General features: G+C 67.8%; 18 protein-coding genes. 12 read left to right on the forward strand and 6 right to left on the reverse strand.

What is annotated here, in order from left to right; translation table 11 throughout:
- The first annotated feature begins 4 nt into the window (after positions 1–4).
- The 5 genes from FNH08_RS00205 to FNH08_RS00225 all read left to right on the forward strand — a co-directional run bounded on the left by FNH08_RS00205 (position 5) and on the right by FNH08_RS00225 (position 4,887).
- Positions 5–880, forward strand: a complete 876-nt coding sequence (locus tag FNH08_RS00205) for a PaaX family transcriptional regulator (protein WP_194238300.1) — start codon at positions 5–7, stop codon at positions 878–880.
- Between the two features lie 213 nt (positions 881–1,093).
- Positions 1,094–2,263, forward strand: coding sequence for an acyl-CoA dehydrogenase family protein (locus FNH08_RS00210; RefSeq protein ID WP_152769151.1), 1,170 nt, complete (start codon positions 1,094–1,096; stop codon positions 2,261–2,263).
- Between the two features lie 379 nt (positions 2,264–2,642).
- A complete protein-coding gene (locus FNH08_RS00215) occupies positions 2,643–3,371 on the forward strand; it encodes a GntR family transcriptional regulator (protein ID WP_194238301.1) in 729 nt (242 codons plus the stop codon).
- 116 nt (positions 3,372–3,487) lie between these two features.
- Positions 3,488–3,760: a hypothetical protein gene (locus FNH08_RS00220; RefSeq protein WP_152769153.1), complete on the forward strand. Its 273-nt coding sequence runs from the start codon at positions 3,488–3,490 to the stop codon at positions 3,758–3,760.
- 56 nt (positions 3,761–3,816) lie between these two features.
- Positions 3,817–4,887, forward strand: a complete 1,071-nt coding sequence (locus FNH08_RS00225; RefSeq protein ID WP_194238302.1) for a DUF3500 domain-containing protein — start codon at positions 3,817–3,819, stop codon at positions 4,885–4,887.
- Between the two features lie 26 nt (positions 4,888–4,913).
- Here the strand turns inward: FNH08_RS00225 and FNH08_RS00230 are convergent, their stop codons facing one another.
- The 3 genes from FNH08_RS00230 to FNH08_RS00240 all read right to left on the reverse strand — a co-directional run bounded on the left by FNH08_RS00230 (position 4,914) and on the right by FNH08_RS00240 (position 7,761).
- Complete coding sequence (locus tag FNH08_RS00230) at positions 4,914–5,657, reverse strand: IclR family transcriptional regulator (RefSeq protein ID WP_152769155.1); 744 nt, start codon at positions 5,655–5,657, stop codon at positions 4,914–4,916.
- Between the two features lie 157 nt (positions 5,658–5,814).
- Positions 5,815–6,633 carry an alpha/beta fold hydrolase gene (locus FNH08_RS00235; RefSeq protein ID WP_194238303.1) on the reverse strand — a complete coding sequence of 273 codons (819 nt, stop codon included), beginning with the start codon at positions 6,631–6,633 and terminating at the stop codon, positions 5,815–5,817.
- 18 nt (positions 6,634–6,651) lie between these two features.
- Entirely contained in the window at positions 6,652–7,761 is a 1,110-nt protein-coding gene (locus FNH08_RS00240) for an LLM class flavin-dependent oxidoreductase (RefSeq protein ID WP_152769157.1), read from the reverse strand.
- 273 nt (positions 7,762–8,034) lie between these two features.
- Between FNH08_RS00240 and FNH08_RS00245 the strand changes: the two genes are divergently transcribed.
- The 3 genes from FNH08_RS00245 to FNH08_RS00255 all read left to right on the forward strand — a co-directional run bounded on the left by FNH08_RS00245 (position 8,035) and on the right by FNH08_RS00255 (position 11,321).
- Entirely contained in the window at positions 8,035–9,801 is a 1,767-nt protein-coding gene (locus FNH08_RS00245) for an FAD-dependent monooxygenase (protein WP_152769158.1), read from the forward strand.
- A 186-nt stretch (positions 9,802–9,987) separates the two neighbouring features.
- Positions 9,988–10,443, forward strand: coding sequence for a flavin reductase family protein (locus tag FNH08_RS00250; protein ID WP_152769159.1), 456 nt, complete (start codon positions 9,988–9,990; stop codon positions 10,441–10,443).
- Complete coding sequence (locus tag FNH08_RS00255) at positions 10,440–11,321, forward strand: LLM class F420-dependent oxidoreductase (protein WP_152769160.1); 882 nt, start codon at positions 10,440–10,442, stop codon at positions 11,319–11,321. Before FNH08_RS00250 ends, FNH08_RS00255 begins: the two co-directional genes overlap by 4 nt.
- Before the next feature lie 44 nt (positions 11,322–11,365).
- On the opposite strand, the gene FNH08_RS00260 is transcribed toward FNH08_RS00255, so the two are convergent.
- The 3 genes from FNH08_RS00260 to FNH08_RS00270 all read right to left on the reverse strand — a co-directional run bounded on the left by FNH08_RS00260 (position 11,366) and on the right by FNH08_RS00270 (position 13,052).
- Positions 11,366–11,641 (reverse strand): hypothetical protein, encoded by a 276-nt coding sequence (locus tag FNH08_RS00260; RefSeq protein ID WP_152769161.1) that lies wholly within the window; start codon positions 11,639–11,641, stop codon positions 11,366–11,368.
- Positions 11,642–11,703: 62 nt separating this feature from the next.
- Positions 11,704–12,540 carry an SDR family oxidoreductase gene (locus FNH08_RS00265; RefSeq protein ID WP_152769162.1) on the reverse strand — a complete coding sequence of 279 codons (837 nt, stop codon included), beginning with the start codon at positions 12,538–12,540 and terminating at the stop codon, positions 11,704–11,706.
- Positions 12,541–12,623: 83 nt separating this feature from the next.
- Complete coding sequence (locus FNH08_RS00270) at positions 12,624–13,052, reverse strand: nuclear transport factor 2 family protein (protein WP_152769163.1); 429 nt, start codon at positions 13,050–13,052, stop codon at positions 12,624–12,626.
- Positions 13,053–13,203: 151 nt separating this feature from the next.
- Between FNH08_RS00270 and FNH08_RS00275 the strand changes: the two genes are divergently transcribed.
- The 4 genes from FNH08_RS00275 to FNH08_RS00290 all read left to right on the forward strand — a co-directional run bounded on the left by FNH08_RS00275 (position 13,204) and on the right by FNH08_RS00290 (position 17,991).
- A complete protein-coding gene (locus tag FNH08_RS00275) occupies positions 13,204–14,430 on the forward strand; it encodes a CaiB/BaiF CoA transferase family protein (protein WP_152769164.1) in 1,227 nt (408 codons plus the stop codon).
- Between the two features lie 11 nt (positions 14,431–14,441).
- Positions 14,442–15,326: a fumarylacetoacetate hydrolase family protein gene (locus tag FNH08_RS00280; RefSeq protein ID WP_194238304.1), complete on the forward strand. Its 885-nt coding sequence runs from the start codon at positions 14,442–14,444 to the stop codon at positions 15,324–15,326.
- Positions 15,323–16,114: an enoyl-CoA hydratase-related protein gene (locus FNH08_RS00285; protein WP_322723363.1), complete on the forward strand. Its 792-nt coding sequence runs from the start codon at positions 15,323–15,325 to the stop codon at positions 16,112–16,114. The genes FNH08_RS00280 and FNH08_RS00285 overlap by 4 nt, the downstream gene beginning before the upstream one ends.
- Before the next feature lie 335 nt (positions 16,115–16,449).
- Entirely contained in the window at positions 16,450–17,991 is a 1,542-nt protein-coding gene (locus FNH08_RS00290) for a class I adenylate-forming enzyme family protein (protein ID WP_194238305.1), read from the forward strand.
- Positions 17,992–18,119 lie beyond the last annotated feature (128 nt).

Consider the following 18,119-nt stretch of genomic DNA (forward strand, 5'->3'; position numbering starts at 1 on the left):
CGAAGTGAAGCGTGACGAAACGGCGAGTGTGGACGCCGCGGGGCAGGAGCCCGCCGATCCCGACAAGGAAGACCTCGCGCGCGGACTGCCTCAGGAACTCGTCCTGGCTCTGGTGGCAACCGTCGCGCTTGACCACGGTCACGGCGAGGCGATTGCGTCGCGAGTGTTCGTACGGATTCTCGGCGACGTCGGCGTGAACGAGAGCGCCGCCAGGGCCGTTCTGTCCCGGATGGTGCGGCGAGGCGTGCTGCTGCGCGTCCGGCAGGGGCGGACGGTCGCCTTTCACCTCAGTGACGCCGGGCGAGCCCAGCTGACCCGGGGCCGGGACCGGGTCCTGTCTCCCCGCCCGTTCGATCATGCCTTCGGCGAGTGGACGCTGCTGAGCTTCTCGGTTCCGGAAAGTCGGCGTGACCTGCGACACCAACTGCGGGCGCGGCTCACCTGGGCAGGCTTCGGCGCACTGCGGGACGGAGTGTGGATCGCCCCGGGAGCGCCCGAGATCGAGGACGTGCTGGCGGGCTTTCCCGAAGCGGACGAACTGACTGCCACGGTCGACTTGTTCACCGCGACACCACGGCGCCCCACGGAACTGCCCGCCCTGATCGCCAGAGTCTGGGACCTGAATGTCCTGCGCCAGGAGCACCAGACCTTCCTCGACCGCTGGGAAACCACCGAGAGCGGCCGCGATGGCGAGCTGGCCCGCCTCATCTCCCTGTTGGCGGACTGGTTCCGCCTGCTGCGGGCGGATCCCGGACTTCCCCCCGCGCACCTGGGCCCGGACTGGCCGGCCACCAGGTCGTCCATGACGTTCCGCCGGCTCTACGAGGTGTGGGAGCGACCGGCGTACGAGGAGTTCCTCGCCCTGGTGCGACACGCCTGACGGGATGTGGTCGGCGGGTCACGGCGCCTCCGGGACAGTTCGATCGTTCTCAAATTTCGATGATTCGTTGACGGTCGTCGGAGGCATGTCTAACGTCAAGCCGGGAGTCGTATCCATCTGCGGACATGCGTGCCGTGCCTGCCGCCGCTCCGGAGAGCGGCCCGTTAGGGCACCTTCGCTCTGCACTCCCCTCCGAACCGTTCTGGAGGACGGATGAAACGACGTGTCTTCGACGTTATGCACGAGCAACTGAGGTCCGTGGCACGGGACTTCGCCGAACGCGAGGTGGCCCCTCACCTCGACGAGTGGAGCGCCGCCGGTGCCGTCGACCGCGCGCTGTACGCCAAGGCGGGCGCCCTGGGGCTTCTAGGCATGGGCGTCGACGAGCGCCACGGTGGGGGAGGGGAGCCGGACTTCCGCTACAGCGTGGTGATCAACGAGGAACTCACCCGTGTGGGGGCGACCTCAGTGGTCATGGGCCTCTCGGGCTTCAACGACCTGGTTGCTCCCTACCTGGACGAGCTGTGCACCGACCAACAGAAGGCCCGCTGGCTCCCTCAGTTGTGCGCCGGCGAGCGCGTGGCCGCCCTCGCCATGACCGAGCCCGGCACCGGCAGCGACCTCAAAGGGATCGCCACGACCGCCGTGGCCGACGGTGACGACTACCTCCTGAACGGCACCAAGACCTTCATCAGCAACGGCATCCTCGCCGACCTGGTTGTCGTCGTGGCCAAGACCGATCCGGCACCGCGCAGCGGGCACCTCAGCCTGTTCGTGGTGGAACGCGACATGCCCGGATTCAGCCGCGGCCGCAAACTCGACAAGATCGGCCTGGCTGCCCAGGACACGGCCGAACTGTTCTTCGACAACGTCCGTGTGGCGCGCGGGAATCTCCTCGGGAAGGAGGGTGAAGCGCTCAGCTATCTGCGGCAGAACCTGGTGCGCGAGCGGCTCAGCGTGGCGGTGACCGCGGCGGCGAGCATGGAACGCGCATTCGACCATGTGTTGTCCCACACCGCTGAGCGCCATGTCTTTGGACAGCCGCTGACATCGTTCCAGGCGACTCGCTTTACTCTTGCCGAGCTTGCCACCGAGGTGCAGATCGCCCGCGTCTTCGTCGACCGGTGCATCGACGACTACGTCCATGACGGGCTCTCGGACATCGAGGCGGCCATGGCCAAGTGGTGGACGACCGAACTGCAGCAGCGCGTGCTCTCGCAGTGCCTGCAACTGCACGGCGGATACGGCTTCATGCGTGAGTACGCCGTCGCGCGCGAGTTCCTCGATGCCCGCGCCAGCACGCTGTACGCGGGGACCACAGAGATCATGAAGGAGATCATCGGCCGGGCCGTTACGCGCGAGCCCAGCCAACGGCTCAGCTGATCCACTGCAGACCGCCACGCGCGCAAGGACGTGATCTGTCCCCGGCGCCTGGACGGCTTCTTCCCGAAGGCCGGTATCCGCGCGCATGGCTCTGGACCAGCCCCGACGACAGGGAGCCACGGCTGTTCGTCCTGGCGTCGATGGACGAGGGTACCGACCCCACCGAACTGTTCGAAGCGCTTCAAGCAGAGTCCGGACTTCCTCGCGAACCCGACGGCCAGTTCACCCCTGCGGTAACTCTCATAACTGCGGCAGCAGGGCCTCCTGCTGCTCGGGCGGCCCTGCTGCCGCCCCGCCCAGTGATACATCACTGGCTGCCCCGTGCAATGTAGTCTGTAGATTGACAAAGATGGCCAGCTGCAGACGAGGACCGATGACCTTGAGTGACCGTGAGCTGGATGCGGTGTCCCTCGGCGAAGCCGCCTACCTCCGGATTCGGGCTGACATCGTCAGTTGCCAACTGGCCCCGGGGGAGCGGCTCACCGAACGCCGGCTCGCGGCCGATACGGGTTTCGGGGTGTCGCCCATCCGTGACGCACTCACTCGCCTCGATCACGAGGGGCTGGTGCGCACACTTCCGAGGAAGGGCTACCAGGTCAAGCCCCTCACCATCAAGGCAGTCGACGATCTCTTCAACTTCTGGGCAGTTCTCGGGCCGGAGGTGGCCCGTCGCGGTGTCGTCGGCGCCACTGACGAGCAGCTCGACCGCATCATGGCCTGCGGCGCGGAGATTGCGAGCCTGACGAAGGAGCAGGGGCGCACGCGAGAGACCACGCGACGCACTGTCGAGATCATCGACCAGATGTTCACCATCCTGGCCCAGGCCACCCGCAACGACTACATGATCAGCACCTGCGCCCGTTTGTCCGCGGAGATGACACGGGTGTGGATCCTGGTCATCGACTCCGAACTGCTGGACTACGGCGAACCGCTCGACCCTCTGGGCAGGTGGAAGGGCAACTTCCTCCTGCGTGACGGTGACAAGTTCGCGGAGTTCGCGCGGCACTATATCGAGCAGTCCCACAACCGGGTCCTGCGTACGCTGGCTCGCTGGCCGTCCGTGGTCGCGACAGAGGTCGTACCGCTGCGGAAGACCACCCCGCAGTAGCCGCAGGTACAGCAGGTTGACACAGTGATGTTTCAAATCTAGCTTGTGAAACATTAGCGCGCTGTCGGCAGGACTTCGCTCGCGCGCCCTGTGCCCCCGCCTCAAAGGAGTGGCGTGTGTATCTTCGCGTAGACACCCGACGAGTCCCTCCCACCGTCGAGATGTGCGAACAAGAGGACCTCACCGCGTTCAAGGTCGTCCTTGTCACGTCCACGCACACATGGGTGAAGCCGGACACGCTCACGAACCTGGCGGGGCGTGCGGAGGATGACGCGTGGCAGGACAAGCTCGCGGAGATGATTGCCTACGCGGAACGCAAGGGATGGACGGACGAGCAAGGCCGTGTCCGCGCACATGTCGAGACGACTGCCGGTGACGGTGTGGCATGACAATCGACACGACTGGGACAACAGAGGTCTACGAGGCCCCGGACACCATCCGCCGCATGTTGGTGACCACATGGGCGTTGCTGTACAGCATGGACGGGGCTCAGCGGCGTGAGTGCGAGTTCCCCATGGACGACCCGGGCCGGGTGGACTGGGACTTCATTCCCAAGCCGGATCGTCAGGGGGTGCCGCTGGCTCGCTTGAACTCCCACCAGCGCACGCTCGTGCACAGTCTCCTAGCGGCGTCGCTGAGCGAACAGGGCTACAGCCAGGTGCTGCAGATCATGGCGATGGAGAACATCCTGCGCGAGCGCGAACAGCAGATGCTGGGCGCACCTACGGGCGACTTCCGCAACAGCGACCAGTACTTCCTCGCGTTCTTCGGCCGACCCGGTTTCGAGGACACCTGGGGCTGGCGCTTCCTCGGCCACCACATCTCCCTGAGCTACACCATCATCGGGCAGCGGTGGCTGACGGTCACCCCGTGCAACCTCGGGGCGCAGCCTGCCAGTGCCGGCTTGCTCGCTCCCCTGGCGCACGAGGAGGATCAGGCCTTCGCGTTGTTGCGCTCACTAACGCCCGTGCAGCGGGACCAGGCGGTGATCCACACGGTGGCACCGGCCGACTACGCCACCCGGCAGGTCCCCTTCATCGGCAAGGTGGAATACCCGGATTACGAAGACCTGGGTATCCCGTGGTACCGGATCACTGACGAGGACCGCGAAGCGCTGAGGTTCAGCAAGGACGACCCGAAGGGCGTCTGCGGCAAGGATCTGACCACTGACCAGGGCGACGCGCTCGTCGAACTCGTCGGGACCTACCTCTGTCGGATGCCCGGTGAACTCGCGAGCAAGCAACTCGCCCGCGTCGAACGTGAAGGACTGGACAACCTCTATTTCTGCTGGGCAGGCGGCCAGGAACCCGGAACCCCCCACTACTTCCGCATCCAGGGCAGCACCGTGCTGATCGAGTTCGACAACGCCATCGACAACGGCAACCACATCCACTCGATGTGGCGGGACTACCGCAACGACCTCGGCCACGACCTCCTCGCCGACCACTACGAACGGGAACGCGCCACCGGTCACCACCTGACCACACGGCTCCGCTCGAGCGTCCCCGACAAGTAAGACCGACCAGCACATGGGCTACCCGGTCATCGGGGCGAGGGAGCGTCGGCGATGGTGTTGGCTGCCTGATGGACCTTTTTGCCGTAGTCGGACCAGAGCGTCCTGGGCATTCGTGCCTTCGGCGCTGAGATGGACAGGGAGCCGACCGGGCGTGCATCGGCGGCGAGGATGGGCGCGGCTACGGAAACCACGCCGTCCTGCAGTTCCTCGTTGGCGACCGCGTAGCCGCGCTTCCTGATGAGGGCCAGTTCCTCGTAGAGCTTGGCGGGCTCGGTGATGGTTCGCTGCGTGACGGCCGCCAAGCCGTGCTCCACGTAGCGGGCTGTCTCCTCGTCCGGCAGATGGGCGAGGATCGCCTTTCCGTTGGAGCTGGCATGCAGAGGGGCGCGCGCGCCCAGGGGGGCGAAGGCGCGCACGGGGTGCGGGCTGTCGAGGCGTTCCATGAGCACGGCCTGGTGACCGTCAGGGACCATCAGGTGGATGGTTTCCTGAACCTCAGCCGCGAGCGCGTTCATATGGGGCAGGGCTCGGTCGCGCAGGCTGCCCCGATTGGCGACCGTGCTGCCGACGACGAACGCCTTGGTGCCGACGATCCAGCGCGTGCTGTCCGCCTGGTCGCTCTCGAGCCAGCCGGCTTCGGCGAGAGCGACAAGACCGCGCTGGACCGTCGTCTTGGGCAGGCCGAGCTGCCGACTCAGTTCGCTGAGTCCCACCGGTTGCAGCTGGGAAACGGCTTCCAGCACCCGCAGAGCGGTCAGGACGCTTCGCATTGCTCTCCTCGCACGGTTCGGCAGGCCTGCACCAGACCCCAGAGTAACAATGCCGGTCCACCATGCGGACCAGGAGAGGGGCAGCGGAGTGCGCCGACGCAGCCTGCCCCTTGCCCGACCGCGGGCAAGGGGCAGGTGATACGCGTCCTCTGCGCTCTCAGGGGTTGATGAGGGTGGACTCCTCGGGCAGGGCGAACTGCCATCCGCGGGCGAGGAAGTCGCCGACGACGTCGGCGAAGCTTTCGGGCCGGTCCGCCTGGATGTCGTGCGCCGCGTCATGGACAAGCACGTAGTGGCTGTTCGGCATGTGGCGCCGGAAGACGCGCCCGTTGTCGGGCGGGGTCACGCCGTCGTAGTCCCCGAACACGACGAGGGTGCGGACCTGGCACGTGGACAGGCGTGCCACGAGTTGCTCGTCGTACTCCGGAGTCTCCGCCAGCAGTCGTCCGACCAGCGGCCACACTCGGGCCGCCGCGGAGGGGTCCGGCGGTTGCCACGCCGGGATCCGCTCGGGGTGCCTGCGGAACATACGGCGCATCTCGTCCGGCGCCAGGTGCGGCCCGGGTGGGGTGCTGCCGACACGGAAGGTCGCCGGGGCCTCGAGTACGAGGGAGGCCAGCCGCTCCGAGTGGTCCAGCGCGAGGTGCGTGGCCACGGCACCGCCGAAGGAGGTGCCGAGCAGGTGGTAGAACTCCAGGCCGAGTGCCCGTGTCGCCGCGTCGATCGTGGCGGCCATCTCGGCGAGCGACTGGTGGCGGTCGTTGGGCTGGTCGCCGAAGCCGGGCATCTCGAAGAGGATCACCCGGTAGCGGTCTGCGAGGGTGTCCAGCGCCAGGGAGAACACCGGGCCGCCGGCGCCGTGGAGCACGACCAGGGCATCGCCTTCGCCTGCCTCGAAGTACCGGATGGTGAATCCGTCGGCCCCGACCGCGTGCTCCGTGAAGGCGGCGCCGGGCACGGTGGGTGTGGTGGTCATCATGGGCTCCTCTGTCGGTCAGGCGGCGGCCGGCGCGTCGGCGTGAAGGACCGGGACTAGTTCCCGGCCGATGAGTTTGATGCAACGGATCACCTGTTCGTGGCTGAGGCAATTGCTCGGCGGCACGATGGCGAACTCGACGCGGCCCATTCCGATGTGGCGCTCCGCCTCACGGATCTGCGCCAGTACGGTCTCGGGGCTGCCGAGGAAGGGCTCGCCGAACTTGGGCGCCATCGAGGGATCCAGGGGTGCCCCCTTGGGAGCGCCGGCCAGGGCCGCGCCCGCCGTGGCCATCGCGATCAACTGGTCAAGGTTGTCGGTGGCGAATATGCCTTTGCCCTGCGGCCACTTGTCGGCGGTGTCCTCGCGGGCCTGTTCGTCGGTCTCGGCGACGTAGGCGAACTGCCGGTAGAGGATGTTGTCCGCGGTCGGTGTCCAGCCGGCATCGGCCGCGGCCTCACGGTAGGCGGCCACGACTTCCCCGCACTTCTCCGGCGCCATGAAGCTGATGCCGGCGTCGCAGCGCATCCTGCCGGCGAAGCGCGCGGAGGCGACGCTGTTGGCCGACAGAAGGATCCTCGGGTGGGGTTTCTGCACCGGCTGTGGGAACAGCGCGGTGTTGCGGGAACGGAAGTACTTGCCCTCCCAGCCGAACGGCTCGGGCTCGGTCAGGGCCCGGATGACCAGTTCGACTCCTTCCTCGAACTTGTCCCGGGCCTCCCAGGGATTGGTGCCGTAGGTCATGTACTCGTTGGGAGTGCCGCGCAGCAGGGCGAACCGCAGTCGGCCGCCGAGCAGGTTGTCGAGCATGGCGTACTGCTCGGCGACCATGATCGGATTGTGCAACGGGAGATCGGTGCCGTTGACCGCGATCTGGGCATCGGGCAACCGCTCACCCAGTGCTGCGGCGAACAGGTGGGGAACCGGGGTCAACTGGGACGTGTAGTGGTGCTCGGCGAGATTGAGCGAGTCGAACCCGGCCTCGTGGGCCGCTTCCATCTGCTCGAAACCGAACTGCATCGATTCCATGCCGTGCTCGCTGTTGTACCACCCCGGTCGCAGGGGCCACGTCTCGTACGCGTCGAGATCGCCGTAGTACGCGACCGGTGTGAAGAGTTCGACCTTCATATGCGGAACCCCTTCATGGAAGACATCGGGGTCGGGGCCGGTGTGGCACCCGTGTGACGGCGGACTGAGCTATGAAGCTGGCCGCTGTGAGATGTTACGAACTATCGTATGGGGCATTACACGCGTCAACCGGTGCGGCAAATTTCAACGACTGCGGGCTGTCGAGCGGCTTGACGCTCCGCTGGGCATTGACTTAGCTTGCCAATGGTCCGCATAGCGGTCCGACGGTCCGAACTGCGGATCGCGGTGACAGTACTGGATGAGGAGGCGGCTATGGCACATGACAGCGGCGCTGCAGGCGGTGTGGTGCACACCGACGTACTCGTGGTCGGCGCGGGGCCCGCCGGGTTGACTGCGGCCGCTTTCCTGGCCGAGTACGGCGTCAGTGCGATCACGCTGACCAAGTACCGGTCGACGGCGCACACCCCGCGCGCTCACATCACCAATCAGAGGACTGTGGAAGTGCTGCGTGACCTGGGCATCGAGGACCGCGTGCGCGAGATCGCGATGCCCGCCGAGTTGATGGGTACCAACGTGTGGGCGACCTCGTTCGCCGGGGTCGAACTGGCGCGCGTGATGTCCTGGGGGCAGGGGCAGGACCGGCGTGCCGACTATGAGGCGGCGAGTCCGTGCGAGATGTGCAACGCGCCTCAGACCGTGCTCGAGCCGGTGATTCTGGCCGCGGCGCAGGAGCGCGAGGCCGACATCCGGTTCAACACCGAACTCGTCGACATAACGCAGGACGACGAGCGTGTGCGGGCCAGAGTCCGGCGCCGCGACGACGGAGTGGAGTACGACATCGAGGCGCGCTACGCGATCGGTGCCGACGGCGGAAACAGCACGGTCGCCCGCAGCCTCGGGTTCTCCATGGAGGGCGCGGCCGCCATCGGGTCAGCCTTCACGGTCTGGATCGAAGCGGACCTGTCCAGGTTCGTCGAGCATCGCCCCGGCGCGCTGTTCTGGGTCTCGCCCCCCGGTACCCAGGTGGCGGTGAGCCCCTGGACCGCGGTGGTGCCGCACACAGAGTGGAACGCCCTGTTCCTGATGCATGAAATGCTGCCCGCCGACACTTCGGACGAGGCCGTCGCCGAGCTCGTCCGGGCCGGAATCGGGGATCCCGACGTCGACTTCACGATCAAGCACATCGGGCAGTGGGACATCAACCAGTTGGTGGCCGAGCAGTACCGCAAGGGCCGGGTCTTCCTGGCCGGTGACGCGGCGCACCGGCATCCGCCGGCGAACGGGCTCGGGAGCAACACCTCGATCCAGGACTCCTACAACCTCGCCTGGAAGCTCGCCCATGTGCTGCGCGGACATGCCGATCCTTCGTTGCTCGACTCCTACCACGACGAACGCAAGCCGGTAGGACGCCAGGTGATCGACCGGGCGATCAAGAGCATCCAGGATGTCCAACCGCTCGCCGAAGTCTTTGGGATGGCTCCCGGGCAGACCGCCGAGCAGGGATGGGCCGCTGTCGACGAGCTTTTCGCCCCCGGGAAGGCTGGTGCGACCCGCCGAGCCGCTCTGCTGGATGCGCTCCCGCCGCTCAACTGGCAACTCAACTGCCACGGAGTGGAGTTGGGGCAGCGTTACACCTCCAGCGCCGTGGTCGACGACGGAACGCCGTTCCCCGCGTACACAAGGGATCCCGAGCTCTTCTACCACCCGACCACGCACCCGGGGGCCCACCTGCCCCACGTCTGGCTCCAGCATGGCACCGAGCATGTCTCGACCCTCGACCTCGTCGGGCATGGCCATTTCACCGTGCTCACCGGGGTCGGTGGTCAGGCGTGGACCGAGGCGGCGGCGGCGATCTCGCGCGAGAGCGGAATCGCGGTCGACGCCCGGACGATCGGGATGCGTGCCGAGTACGACGACGTCCTCGGGGAGTGGACCAGGATCCGGGAGTTCGACGACGACGGCTGCCTTCTGGTCCGCCCTGACCGGCACGTGGCATGGCGCTCGCAGGGCCTGGTGGACGATCCGACGGCCACACTGCGCGGCGTCATCTCCTCCGTCCTGGGCAGGACGAGTCCTTGATGCCGCGTGACCACGTACTGAATGGCGATCTGTATAGCTGAAATATCAGGAGCCGATGACGGCACACATGCATCGGTGTCCGGCGCTCTCGACCAAGGCGGTGCCCCTGTGAATGCCAGCGATTTTCCACCTCCGACGTCGCCACAGACCCCTGAACACGTTCCCGGCGAACTCTTCCGCCGCGTCATGGGTTCGGTGTGCACGCCGGTTTCCGTAGTGACCACCTTCAGCCACGGCCGGCCTCACGGCACCACGGTCAGCGCCTTCTCGGCACTGTCCCTGGAACCGCCGATGGTCCTGGTCGCCCTGGACCGCAACTCCACGCTGCTGTCGCTGCTGCAGCAGAAGCGACGGTTCGGCCTGAACGTACTGGGCGCCCGTCAGGGAGAGCTGGCGATGAGGTTCGCCGACAAGGGAGCCGACAAGTTCGAGGGCGTGCCCTGGCAGGTCGACACCGGGCTGCCTCGCCTGCCGGGCGTCACCGGCTGGCTCGCCTGTGAGGTGACACGGTTCGTCGATGGCGGTGACCACCTCGTGGTGATGGGGAGGGTGATCGCGGCCTCCTGCCGGGACGGAGCGCCGCTCACCTACCACCGGCGCGGGTTCGGCACCCACGCCGTGCTGGAAGAGAAGTCGGCATGACCATCCGCCTCGGGTGTGACCTGCCGTACTTCGAGGATCCGTCGGCGATCCGCGACTTCGCCCAGGCGGCGGAGGAGCTGGGCTACGACACCCTCAGCTTCTCCGAGCACGTGGCGGTCACGACCGACAGTCCCTTTCCGCCGGGCTTCGCCTTTGACGACCCGTGGCACGAGAGCATGACACTCGCCGCCTACCTGGCGGGCGTCACGAGCCGCATCGAGATCACCACCTCGATGCTGTTGTTGCCCCTGCGGCCCACGGTCCTCGCCGCCAAACAGGCCGCCGAGGTCGACCTGCTGTCGGGTGGACGGCTGCGTCTGGCTGTGTCGCTCGGCTGGAACGACCGTGAGGTCGCTCTCCTCGGCCAGGATCCCCGCCGCCGCGGCGCACGCCTGGAAGAGCAGATCGAGGTCATGCGTCTGCTGTGGAGTGAGCCCAGTGTGAACTACTCGGGCACCTTCCACGACCTCGACGGTGCGGGCATCCGCCCCCGGCCCACACGCCGCATCCCCGTCTGGATGGGCGCCGGCAGCATGGCCAGTGGCGGAGTCCCCACCGAAGGAGCCCTGCGCCGCATCGCGCGATTCGCCGACGGCTACAAGATGTTCGCCCCGCTCGGCCTCGACCCCGCCAAAGCCCACGACGTCGTTGCCCGTCTTCGGACCCACGTGCGCGACGCAGGCCGGCCCGCGGACGCCGTCGGACTCGAGGCCCGCCTGCTCACCCAGGCCGTTCCCGGGCAACAGTGGCGTACCGTCATGGAGGAATGGGCCGAAGCCGGCGCCACCTGCCTCGGGCTCGGCAACCGCATCGTCGGCGGCACCCCGGACGAGCAGATCGCCGTCCTCACCGACGTCATGCGGGCCCTCCGCGGCTGACCTGCATGACGTCGGTCCCCTGACCTCCGGTGGAGGTGATCGCCCTACCGGTCGGCCGAGTTGGCCTCCGCCGCGGAGGACGCTTTTTTGCGCTGATGCACCAGGAGTCCGATGAACCCGGCTGCGAAACCGCTGATGAGGCCGCTCACGGCGTGATTCACGGCGTTGGCCGCCGCGCCGTCCGGCACGCCGACGAACGCGTAGTTGACGAGGGCGCTCAACACCGCCCCGATAAGTCCGCCGAGGAGGCCGGAGGTCAGCGAGACGCGCACGGCGGACGGTGGTTCGGTGCTGGGCACTGGTGTACTTGGCGTGGTCATGGTCTACAGCCCTTTCCGGTACGGAAGCGATGAGATCGAGCTGGAGCCCTGTAGGAGCTTGCTCACAGGAAGAGGTCTGTTTCGAGGCTCTCCTCGGCGGCACCGTCGTGCAGGTAGCACGACAGGTCGAAGACGCCGGCCGAACGCAGCACCTCCTCGTCGACGTAGCACTGTCCATTGCTCTCGGATGCGGGGAGAGCGAGAATCGCCGCGGCCGCGTCGGCCATGATCTCCGGTCGGCGGGACGCCCGCATTCCGTCCTCGCCGCCGACGACGTTCCGCACGGCGGCGGTCGCCACCAGGGTCCGCGGCCACAGACAGCCGGCCGCGATGCCCTGCTCCCGATACTGCTCGGCCACACCGAGCGTCAGCATGGTCATCGCGTACTTGCTGACGGTGTACGGCGCATGCCGGGCCAGCCAGCGGCGGTTGAGGTTGAGCGGTGGCGAGAGGGTGAGAACTCGCGGTGCCGACGACTTGAGGAGGTAGGGCAGGGCGGCTGATGTGAGGGCGAAGGTGCCGCGTGCGTTGATGTCCTGCATCAGGTCGTAGCGCTTGAGCGGCAGCTCTCCGACACCGCTGAGGGCGATCGCCGAGGCGTTGTTGACGACGGTGTCTATCCCGCCGAAGCGGGCGGCAGTTCTCGCCACGGCGTCGAAGACGGTGTCGTCGTCGCGGATGTCGCCGACGATCGGGAGAGCCTTACCGCCGGCGGCTTCGATCTCCGCGGCCGCCGTGTGGACCGTACCCGGCAACCGGGGGTCGGGGGCGTCGGTCTTGGCGATGAAGGCGACATTCGCGCCGTCACGTGCGGCACGGACAGCGATCGCGAGGCCGATACCGCGGCTGCCGCCGGACATCAGGAGTGTGCGCCCGGCGAAGGGGTGTTGCGTGGACATGGGCGTCCTTCTCTGCGATGCGGAGGACCGATCGCGACGTCAAGTTTGTTCGGTGGAGTCGGTGGGGGCCGGCTTCGGCCGTGTCATGTGGGCCGGATGACGAACACTGGCTCCGACGTCCGGAAGAAGAGCTTCCAACCGCTGTCGGTGAGCCGGAACCGGTCGTGGAAATCTCCTACGGCGACCGGGCCCTGCACCACGGCCGGCCGACCCGGTGCCGTCTCGGCACGGAAGATCATCGCGTAGCTGGTCGCGGCGCATTCGTCCGGCGACAGCTGGGTGACGTGGATGGTGGTCATCACATGTCGTTCGAGTTGGGTGGACGGTCGTTGCTCGAGCAGGGCGAGGATCTGCTCGGGGCCCTCCAACCGCTCACCGTGCCTGTCCCAGACGCCGTCGCCGGTGAACAGAGCCGCCACGCGGTCGAACTCCCGGTGGTCGAGGTGCTGGGCGAAGGCCACCACCAGGCGGCGACATGCTGCTTCCGCTTCGTACGAGACCGGTGCTGTCATGTCAGACCTCTTCCGTCCTACCTGTCCGGCGGCTCAGTGGTACGCGGGACACTGCTTGACGCCCCGGTGAAATATCACCTAGCTTGCCATCAGACCGCCGACCGGTCCAGTGGTCCACTGTGCGGACCGAATTGGGGAAGGGGCAGTGCCGATGGGCTGGACGACGAGAGCGGCGCCGTTTCTGGGTGGCGTCAGGGTGCTCGATGTGACGGGCGCCCTCGCGGGGCCGTACTGCACCATGATCCTTTCCGATCTGGGCGCCGAGGTGATCAAGATCGAGCCGGTCGACGGAGACGGAATGCGCCGGCGAAGGATGGGCCCCGACCGCCGCTCCCTGCCGTTCGACCTCATTCATCGTGACAAGGGCAGCCTGGGTGTCGACCTGAAGTCCCCCGGTGGCCGGCAGATCGTCATCGACCTGGCCCGCCGCAGCGACATCCTCGTGGAGAACTTCAGCGTCGGTGCGATGTCCCGGATGGGCCTGGGCTACGAGGATCTGCGGGCCGAGTGTCCGGACCTGGTCTACTGCTCCATCTCCGGGTTCGGTCAGTTCGGGCCGATGCGGGACGCCAAGGGCATCGACCTGATCGCCCAGGCCTACGGCGGCCTGATGAGTGTGACCGGCACTGACGACGGCCGTCTCGCCAAGGCCGGCTTCCCCCTGTCCGACCTCGGCAGCGGCATGTGGGCCGCGATCGGTGTGCTCGCCGCCCTGCTACGTGCCCGGGCAGGTGGCGGAGGCTCATACGTGGACATCGCGCTGGCCGACACGGTGGCCGCCTGGTCGCTCTGGGAGGTCGCCGACCACGTCGCCACCGGAGAGGTGCCCGGGCCGCTTGGCACCGCGCACCGCCTGGCAGCGCCGTACCAGGCCTTCGACTGCGGTGACGGGCAGACCCTCGTCATCGGCGCGGTGGACCGCGCCTGGCCGCGGCTGTGCTCGGTGCTGGGCATCGATCTGTCCGGTGACGAGCGGTTCGCGACCGAGTACGAACGGTTCCGCCATCGCAAAGACCTGGCCGGCATTCTGCAAGAGCGCTTCATCACCGCCCCGCGCGATCACTGGATGGCCGCGCTGCGGGACGCCGGAGTGCCCTGCGGGCCGGTCAACGCCATCGACGCCGTCGTGGCCGATCCGCAGTTCCGTGTGCGCGGCATCTTCCCCAAGGACCCGCAACGCCACGGCGAGCCGGTCATCGTGAACACACCTGTCGTTGCCGACGGTGCGCCCCGCGCCCGAGGCGGGGCGCCGAGGCTGGGCGAGTCCGCTCCCGCGCTTCTCGCCGAACTCGGCTACAGCGCCGAGGACATCCAGCAACTGGTGGACGCCGGGGTCATCGCCGGCACCGATGCCTACGAAGACGCCGGTACGAAATGAGGAGACTGCCCATGACGGAGCAGAGCTGGGCCGCCGAAGCCGGCCTGGGACGAGCGGAATTGGCGGACGGCCCGGCCGTGGTGCTGTTCCGGCCGGGAGCCACGGCAGCGCACATCGCCACGGTCGACGGGCTCGCGTTCACCGACCTGCCCGCGCTGCTGGAGGCCGCCGAGGGGCAGTCCGGCCGTATCCAGCCGGGCAAACCGGTCGCACTGAATGAGGACGCCCTGCTCAGCCCCGTCGGACGGCCGCGCAAGATCATCTGCGTCGGCCAGAACTACCCCGCACACAGCAGGGAGACGGGCCGCGCCTCCGCCCCCTCCTACCCGGACCTGTTTCCCAAGTGGGACAACGCCCTGGCCGGCCCCTACGCGGATCTCGCGCTGCCACCGGAATCGGACAAGGTCGACTACGAGAGCGAACTCGCGGTCGTGATCGGCCGGCGGTGCCGCCGGGTCGCCGCCGAGGACGTGGCCGACGTGGTGTTCGGCTACACCATCGCCAATGACGGGTCCGTACGCGACTACCAGCTGCACACCCCCGGCCGCACCGCCGGCAAGGCGTGGGACGGTCTCACCCCGCTCGGGCCGGTCGTCGTCCCGGCCGAGCGACTCGGCGGCGTCCACCCCGACCTTCGTGTCACCGGACTGCTCAACGGAGAGACCGTGCAGGACGACCGCACCAGCAGCATGGTCTACGGCGTCACCGAGCTGATCACCTACCTCACGACCTTCCTCACGCTGGAACCCGGCGATCTGATCCTGACCGGAACCCCGGCCGGAGTCGGAGCCGTCCGGCAGCCACCCCGATATCTGACCGACGGCGACGAGTTCCAAGTCCACGTCGAAGGCATCGGGGCACTGTGCAACCGCTACCACGCGGAGAAGCGGCCGTGAGCGCGACGCCGCCCGCGGGCACGGTCCACGGGAAGGTCGAGGACTCCGTCGGCTGGGTCACGATCAGCAACCCGGGACGCCGCAATGCCCTGTCGATCAGCATGATGGGCCAGTTGGACGAGATTCTGCGGCGCCTGGACGACGATCCGGCGGTCCGGGTGATCGTCCTGCGCGGGGAGGGCCGCGTGGCCTTCGCGGCCGGCGCGGACATCTCCGAGTTCGAGGCCCAGCAGGCCGGCGCGGCGGCCCGGTCGCTGGCCGAGAAGACGGAGGCGAGCCTCTTCGGAGGGCTCGCGACGCTCTCCACACCGCTGATCGCCATGATCCACGGCCACTGTCTGGGGGCGGGCGTGGCCGTCGCGCTCGGTGCCGACATCCGGATCGCCGCCGACAACAGCCGGTTCGCCGTTCCCGCCGCGCGCCTGGGCATCGGCTATCCCGTCGCGCTCACGCAAGTCCTGGTCCATGCCGTCGGGCCGGCCCATGCGGCCGAGATCCTCTTCGCCGGCTGCGCGCTCGCGGCACCGGAAGCGCTCCGTGCCGGCCTCGTCAACCGCGTCCTACCCGTGGAGCAACTGGAGGAGACCACCCGTGCGTTGGCCGCGACCATCGCGGCCAACGCACCGCTGACGGTCCGTGCGGCGAAGGCGGCGATCAGGGCAGCCGCCGACTCGACGCGGTGGGATGACGCCGAGGCCCTGGTCGCCCTGTGTGCCGAGTCCGAGGACGCACGGGAGGGACGACGTGCCTTCATGGAGAAGCGGCCCCCCAAGTTTCTGGGTGCATGACAACGCATGCGATGAGCGGGTGGCCTGCTAGACACGGCTCAGTGAAACCCGATCGGATCGCGGTGTCGGCGGCCAGCCGGTCGCCACAACCGATGGCGGCTTCCGCCACAGATGTTTCACAGAGCGCTGTTAATATGTCACTAGTCTGCTTCGTCTGGTTCGGCCAGGCGCCGGTGACTTGCGAGGTCCTGCAAACCGGCGCCGAGGCCCGAACCGGGCAGGAAAGACGCTCATGAGCCTGTTCAGCCGCCCGTGACGCCCACGCCTCGGTAGTTCGCCGGAACCCGCGGCGTCCACCTCCTTCAGAAATGCCTGTTGCCAAAGGAGATCGCAGCATGCAAGGAACACTGGCCTGGCCGTTGGAGAGTGCGGCCCGCTCCCATGGAGCTCGAACGGCTGTCATAGACGGAGGACGGCACCTCACGTATCGCGAGTTGCACCACCGCGTTCGGCGTATCGGAGCAGGCCTGGCGGATTCCGGCATCGAACCGGGCGGGGTCGTCGCGGTGCTGATGGCGAACTCCCTGGAGCACGTGGAGAGCTGGCTGGCGGTGCCGGCGTACGGCCGCGTTCTCACCAGCCTCAACACACGCCTGGCCGTCCCGGATCTGGCGTACATGCTCGAGGATTCCGGCGCCGAGTTGCTGATCGTCGACGCGGTCAACCTCGAGGCAGGACGGAGTCTTCGCGACCTCGTCCCCGGCCTGAAGCAGGTGCTGTTCGCAGGTGAAGGCGCCTGCCCCGACGACTGTCTGCCCTACGAGTCACTCATGGCCGACGAGGGCGTCGCCCCGCCCGACCTCGATCCGGACTCGCTCGCCGTCGTCATGTACACGGGAGGCACGACGGGGCGCCCCAAGGGCGTCATGCTGAGTCACGCGGGCATCCTGGACAACTGCAAGCACAACTTCCACCAGGACGAGTTCCGGCGCGATGACGTCGTGGTTCACGCCCCGCCCTTCTTCCACGCGGCCGGTGCGCAGATGATCCACTCGGTCACCTGGGTGGGCGGCACCCATGTGCTTCTGCCCCGGTTCACGCCCGCCGACTACGCGAAGGCGGTGGCCGAACACCGAGGCACAGTGGCGTTCCTCGTCCCCACCATGATCCACATGCTGCTCGACCACCTCGAAGAGCATCCCGCGGATCTCAGCAGCCTGCGTCTGTTGCACTTCGGCTCCTCTCCCATGTCGGAGAAACTGCTGCGCCGGACCGCGAAGGCACTCGGATGCGAATTCGTCCAGGGATACGGCATGACGGAAATGAGCCCCGGGTGCACGTTCCTGTCGCAGGAGGACCATCGGAAGGCCCTCGCGGGAGAGGCCGTGCAGCGGTTGAAGTCGGTCGGCTACCCGCTGCCCGGCGTGCAGTTGGAGATCCGGGACGGCGACGGCCGTCCCGTTGCCGACGGCACCGTCGGTGAGGTCTGGGTCCGGGGCCCGAACATCATGCTCGGTTACCTCAACCGGCCCGAGGAGACCAGCCAGGCGCTGGTGGACGGCTGGTACCGCACCGGTGACGGCGGTTATTACGACGAGGACGGCTACGTGTTCCTCGTGGACCGCATCAAGGACATGATCATCACCGGCGGGGAGAACGTGTATTCCCTGGAAGTGGAGCGCGTGCTGGAGACACACCCGGAGGTGGTCGAGGCCGCGGTGGTCGGCGTGCCCGACGACCGTTGGGGCGAGCGCGTGCACGCGGTGGTCGTCACCGACGCCGGATCCGCTGTCACGGAAGGCGACCTGATCGAGCACTGCCGCCAGGCCCTCGCCCGCTACAAGGTGCCCAAGACGGTCGAGGTGCGATCCGGACCCCTGCCAAGGTCCGCATCCGGCAAGATCCTCAAGCACGAGGTCCGAGGAAAGAGTGCGTGACGTAGCCCGGCCCGGACCTCGCCGTACCCGGGTCGGTGGACGGGCCCGGCGTGATGCCCTGAGTGACAGCGGCCCACGCCGGGGCCGCCGGCCTTTCCGTGGGAGTTCCGCGGCCCTGGCCGGCTGGG

It is taken from the genome of Streptomyces spongiae, assembly GCF_009377185.1.
In the GTDB taxonomy this organism is placed as follows: Bacteria; Actinomycetota; Actinomycetes; order Streptomycetales; family Streptomycetaceae; genus Streptomyces; species Streptomyces spongiae.

Coding starts and splice junctions, on each gene's coding strand:
- FNH08_RS00210 (WP_152769151.1), top strand. CDS start 1,094: ATGAAACGACGTGTCTTCGACGTTATGCACGAGCAACTGAGGTCCGTG.
- FNH08_RS00225 (WP_194238302.1), top strand. CDS start 3,817: ATGTTGGTGACCACATGGGCGTTGCTGTACAGCATGGACGGGGCTCAG.
- FNH08_RS00230 (WP_152769155.1), bottom strand. CDS start 5,657: ATGCGAAGCGTCCTGACCGCTCTGCGGGTGCTGGAAGCCGTTTCCCAG.
- FNH08_RS00235 (WP_194238303.1), bottom strand. CDS start 6,633: ATGACCACCACACCCACCGTGCCCGGCGCCGCCTTCACGGAGCACGCG.
- FNH08_RS00240 (WP_152769157.1), bottom strand. CDS start 7,761: ATGAAGGTCGAACTCTTCACACCGGTCGCGTACTACGGCGATCTCGAC.
- FNH08_RS00245 (WP_152769158.1), top strand. CDS start 8,035: ATGGCACATGACAGCGGCGCTGCAGGCGGTGTGGTGCACACCGACGTA.
- FNH08_RS00250 (WP_152769159.1), top strand. CDS start 9,988: ATGGGTTCGGTGTGCACGCCGGTTTCCGTAGTGACCACCTTCAGCCAC.
- FNH08_RS00255 (WP_152769160.1), top strand. CDS start 10,440: ATGACCATCCGCCTCGGGTGTGACCTGCCGTACTTCGAGGATCCGTCG.
- FNH08_RS00260 (WP_152769161.1), bottom strand. CDS start 11,641: ATGACCACGCCAAGTACACCAGTGCCCAGCACCGAACCACCGTCCGCC.
- FNH08_RS00265 (WP_152769162.1), bottom strand. CDS start 12,540: ATGTCCACGCAACACCCCTTCGCCGGGCGCACACTCCTGATGTCCGGC.
- FNH08_RS00270 (WP_152769163.1), bottom strand. CDS start 13,052: ATGACAGCACCGGTCTCGTACGAAGCGGAAGCAGCATGTCGCCGCCTG.
- FNH08_RS00275 (WP_152769164.1), top strand. CDS start 13,204: ATGGGCTGGACGACGAGAGCGGCGCCGTTTCTGGGTGGCGTCAGGGTG.
- FNH08_RS00280 (WP_194238304.1), top strand. CDS start 14,442: ATGACGGAGCAGAGCTGGGCCGCCGAAGCCGGCCTGGGACGAGCGGAA.
- FNH08_RS00290 (WP_194238305.1), top strand. CDS start 16,450: ATGCAAGGAACACTGGCCTGGCCGTTGGAGAGTGCGGCCCGCTCCCAT.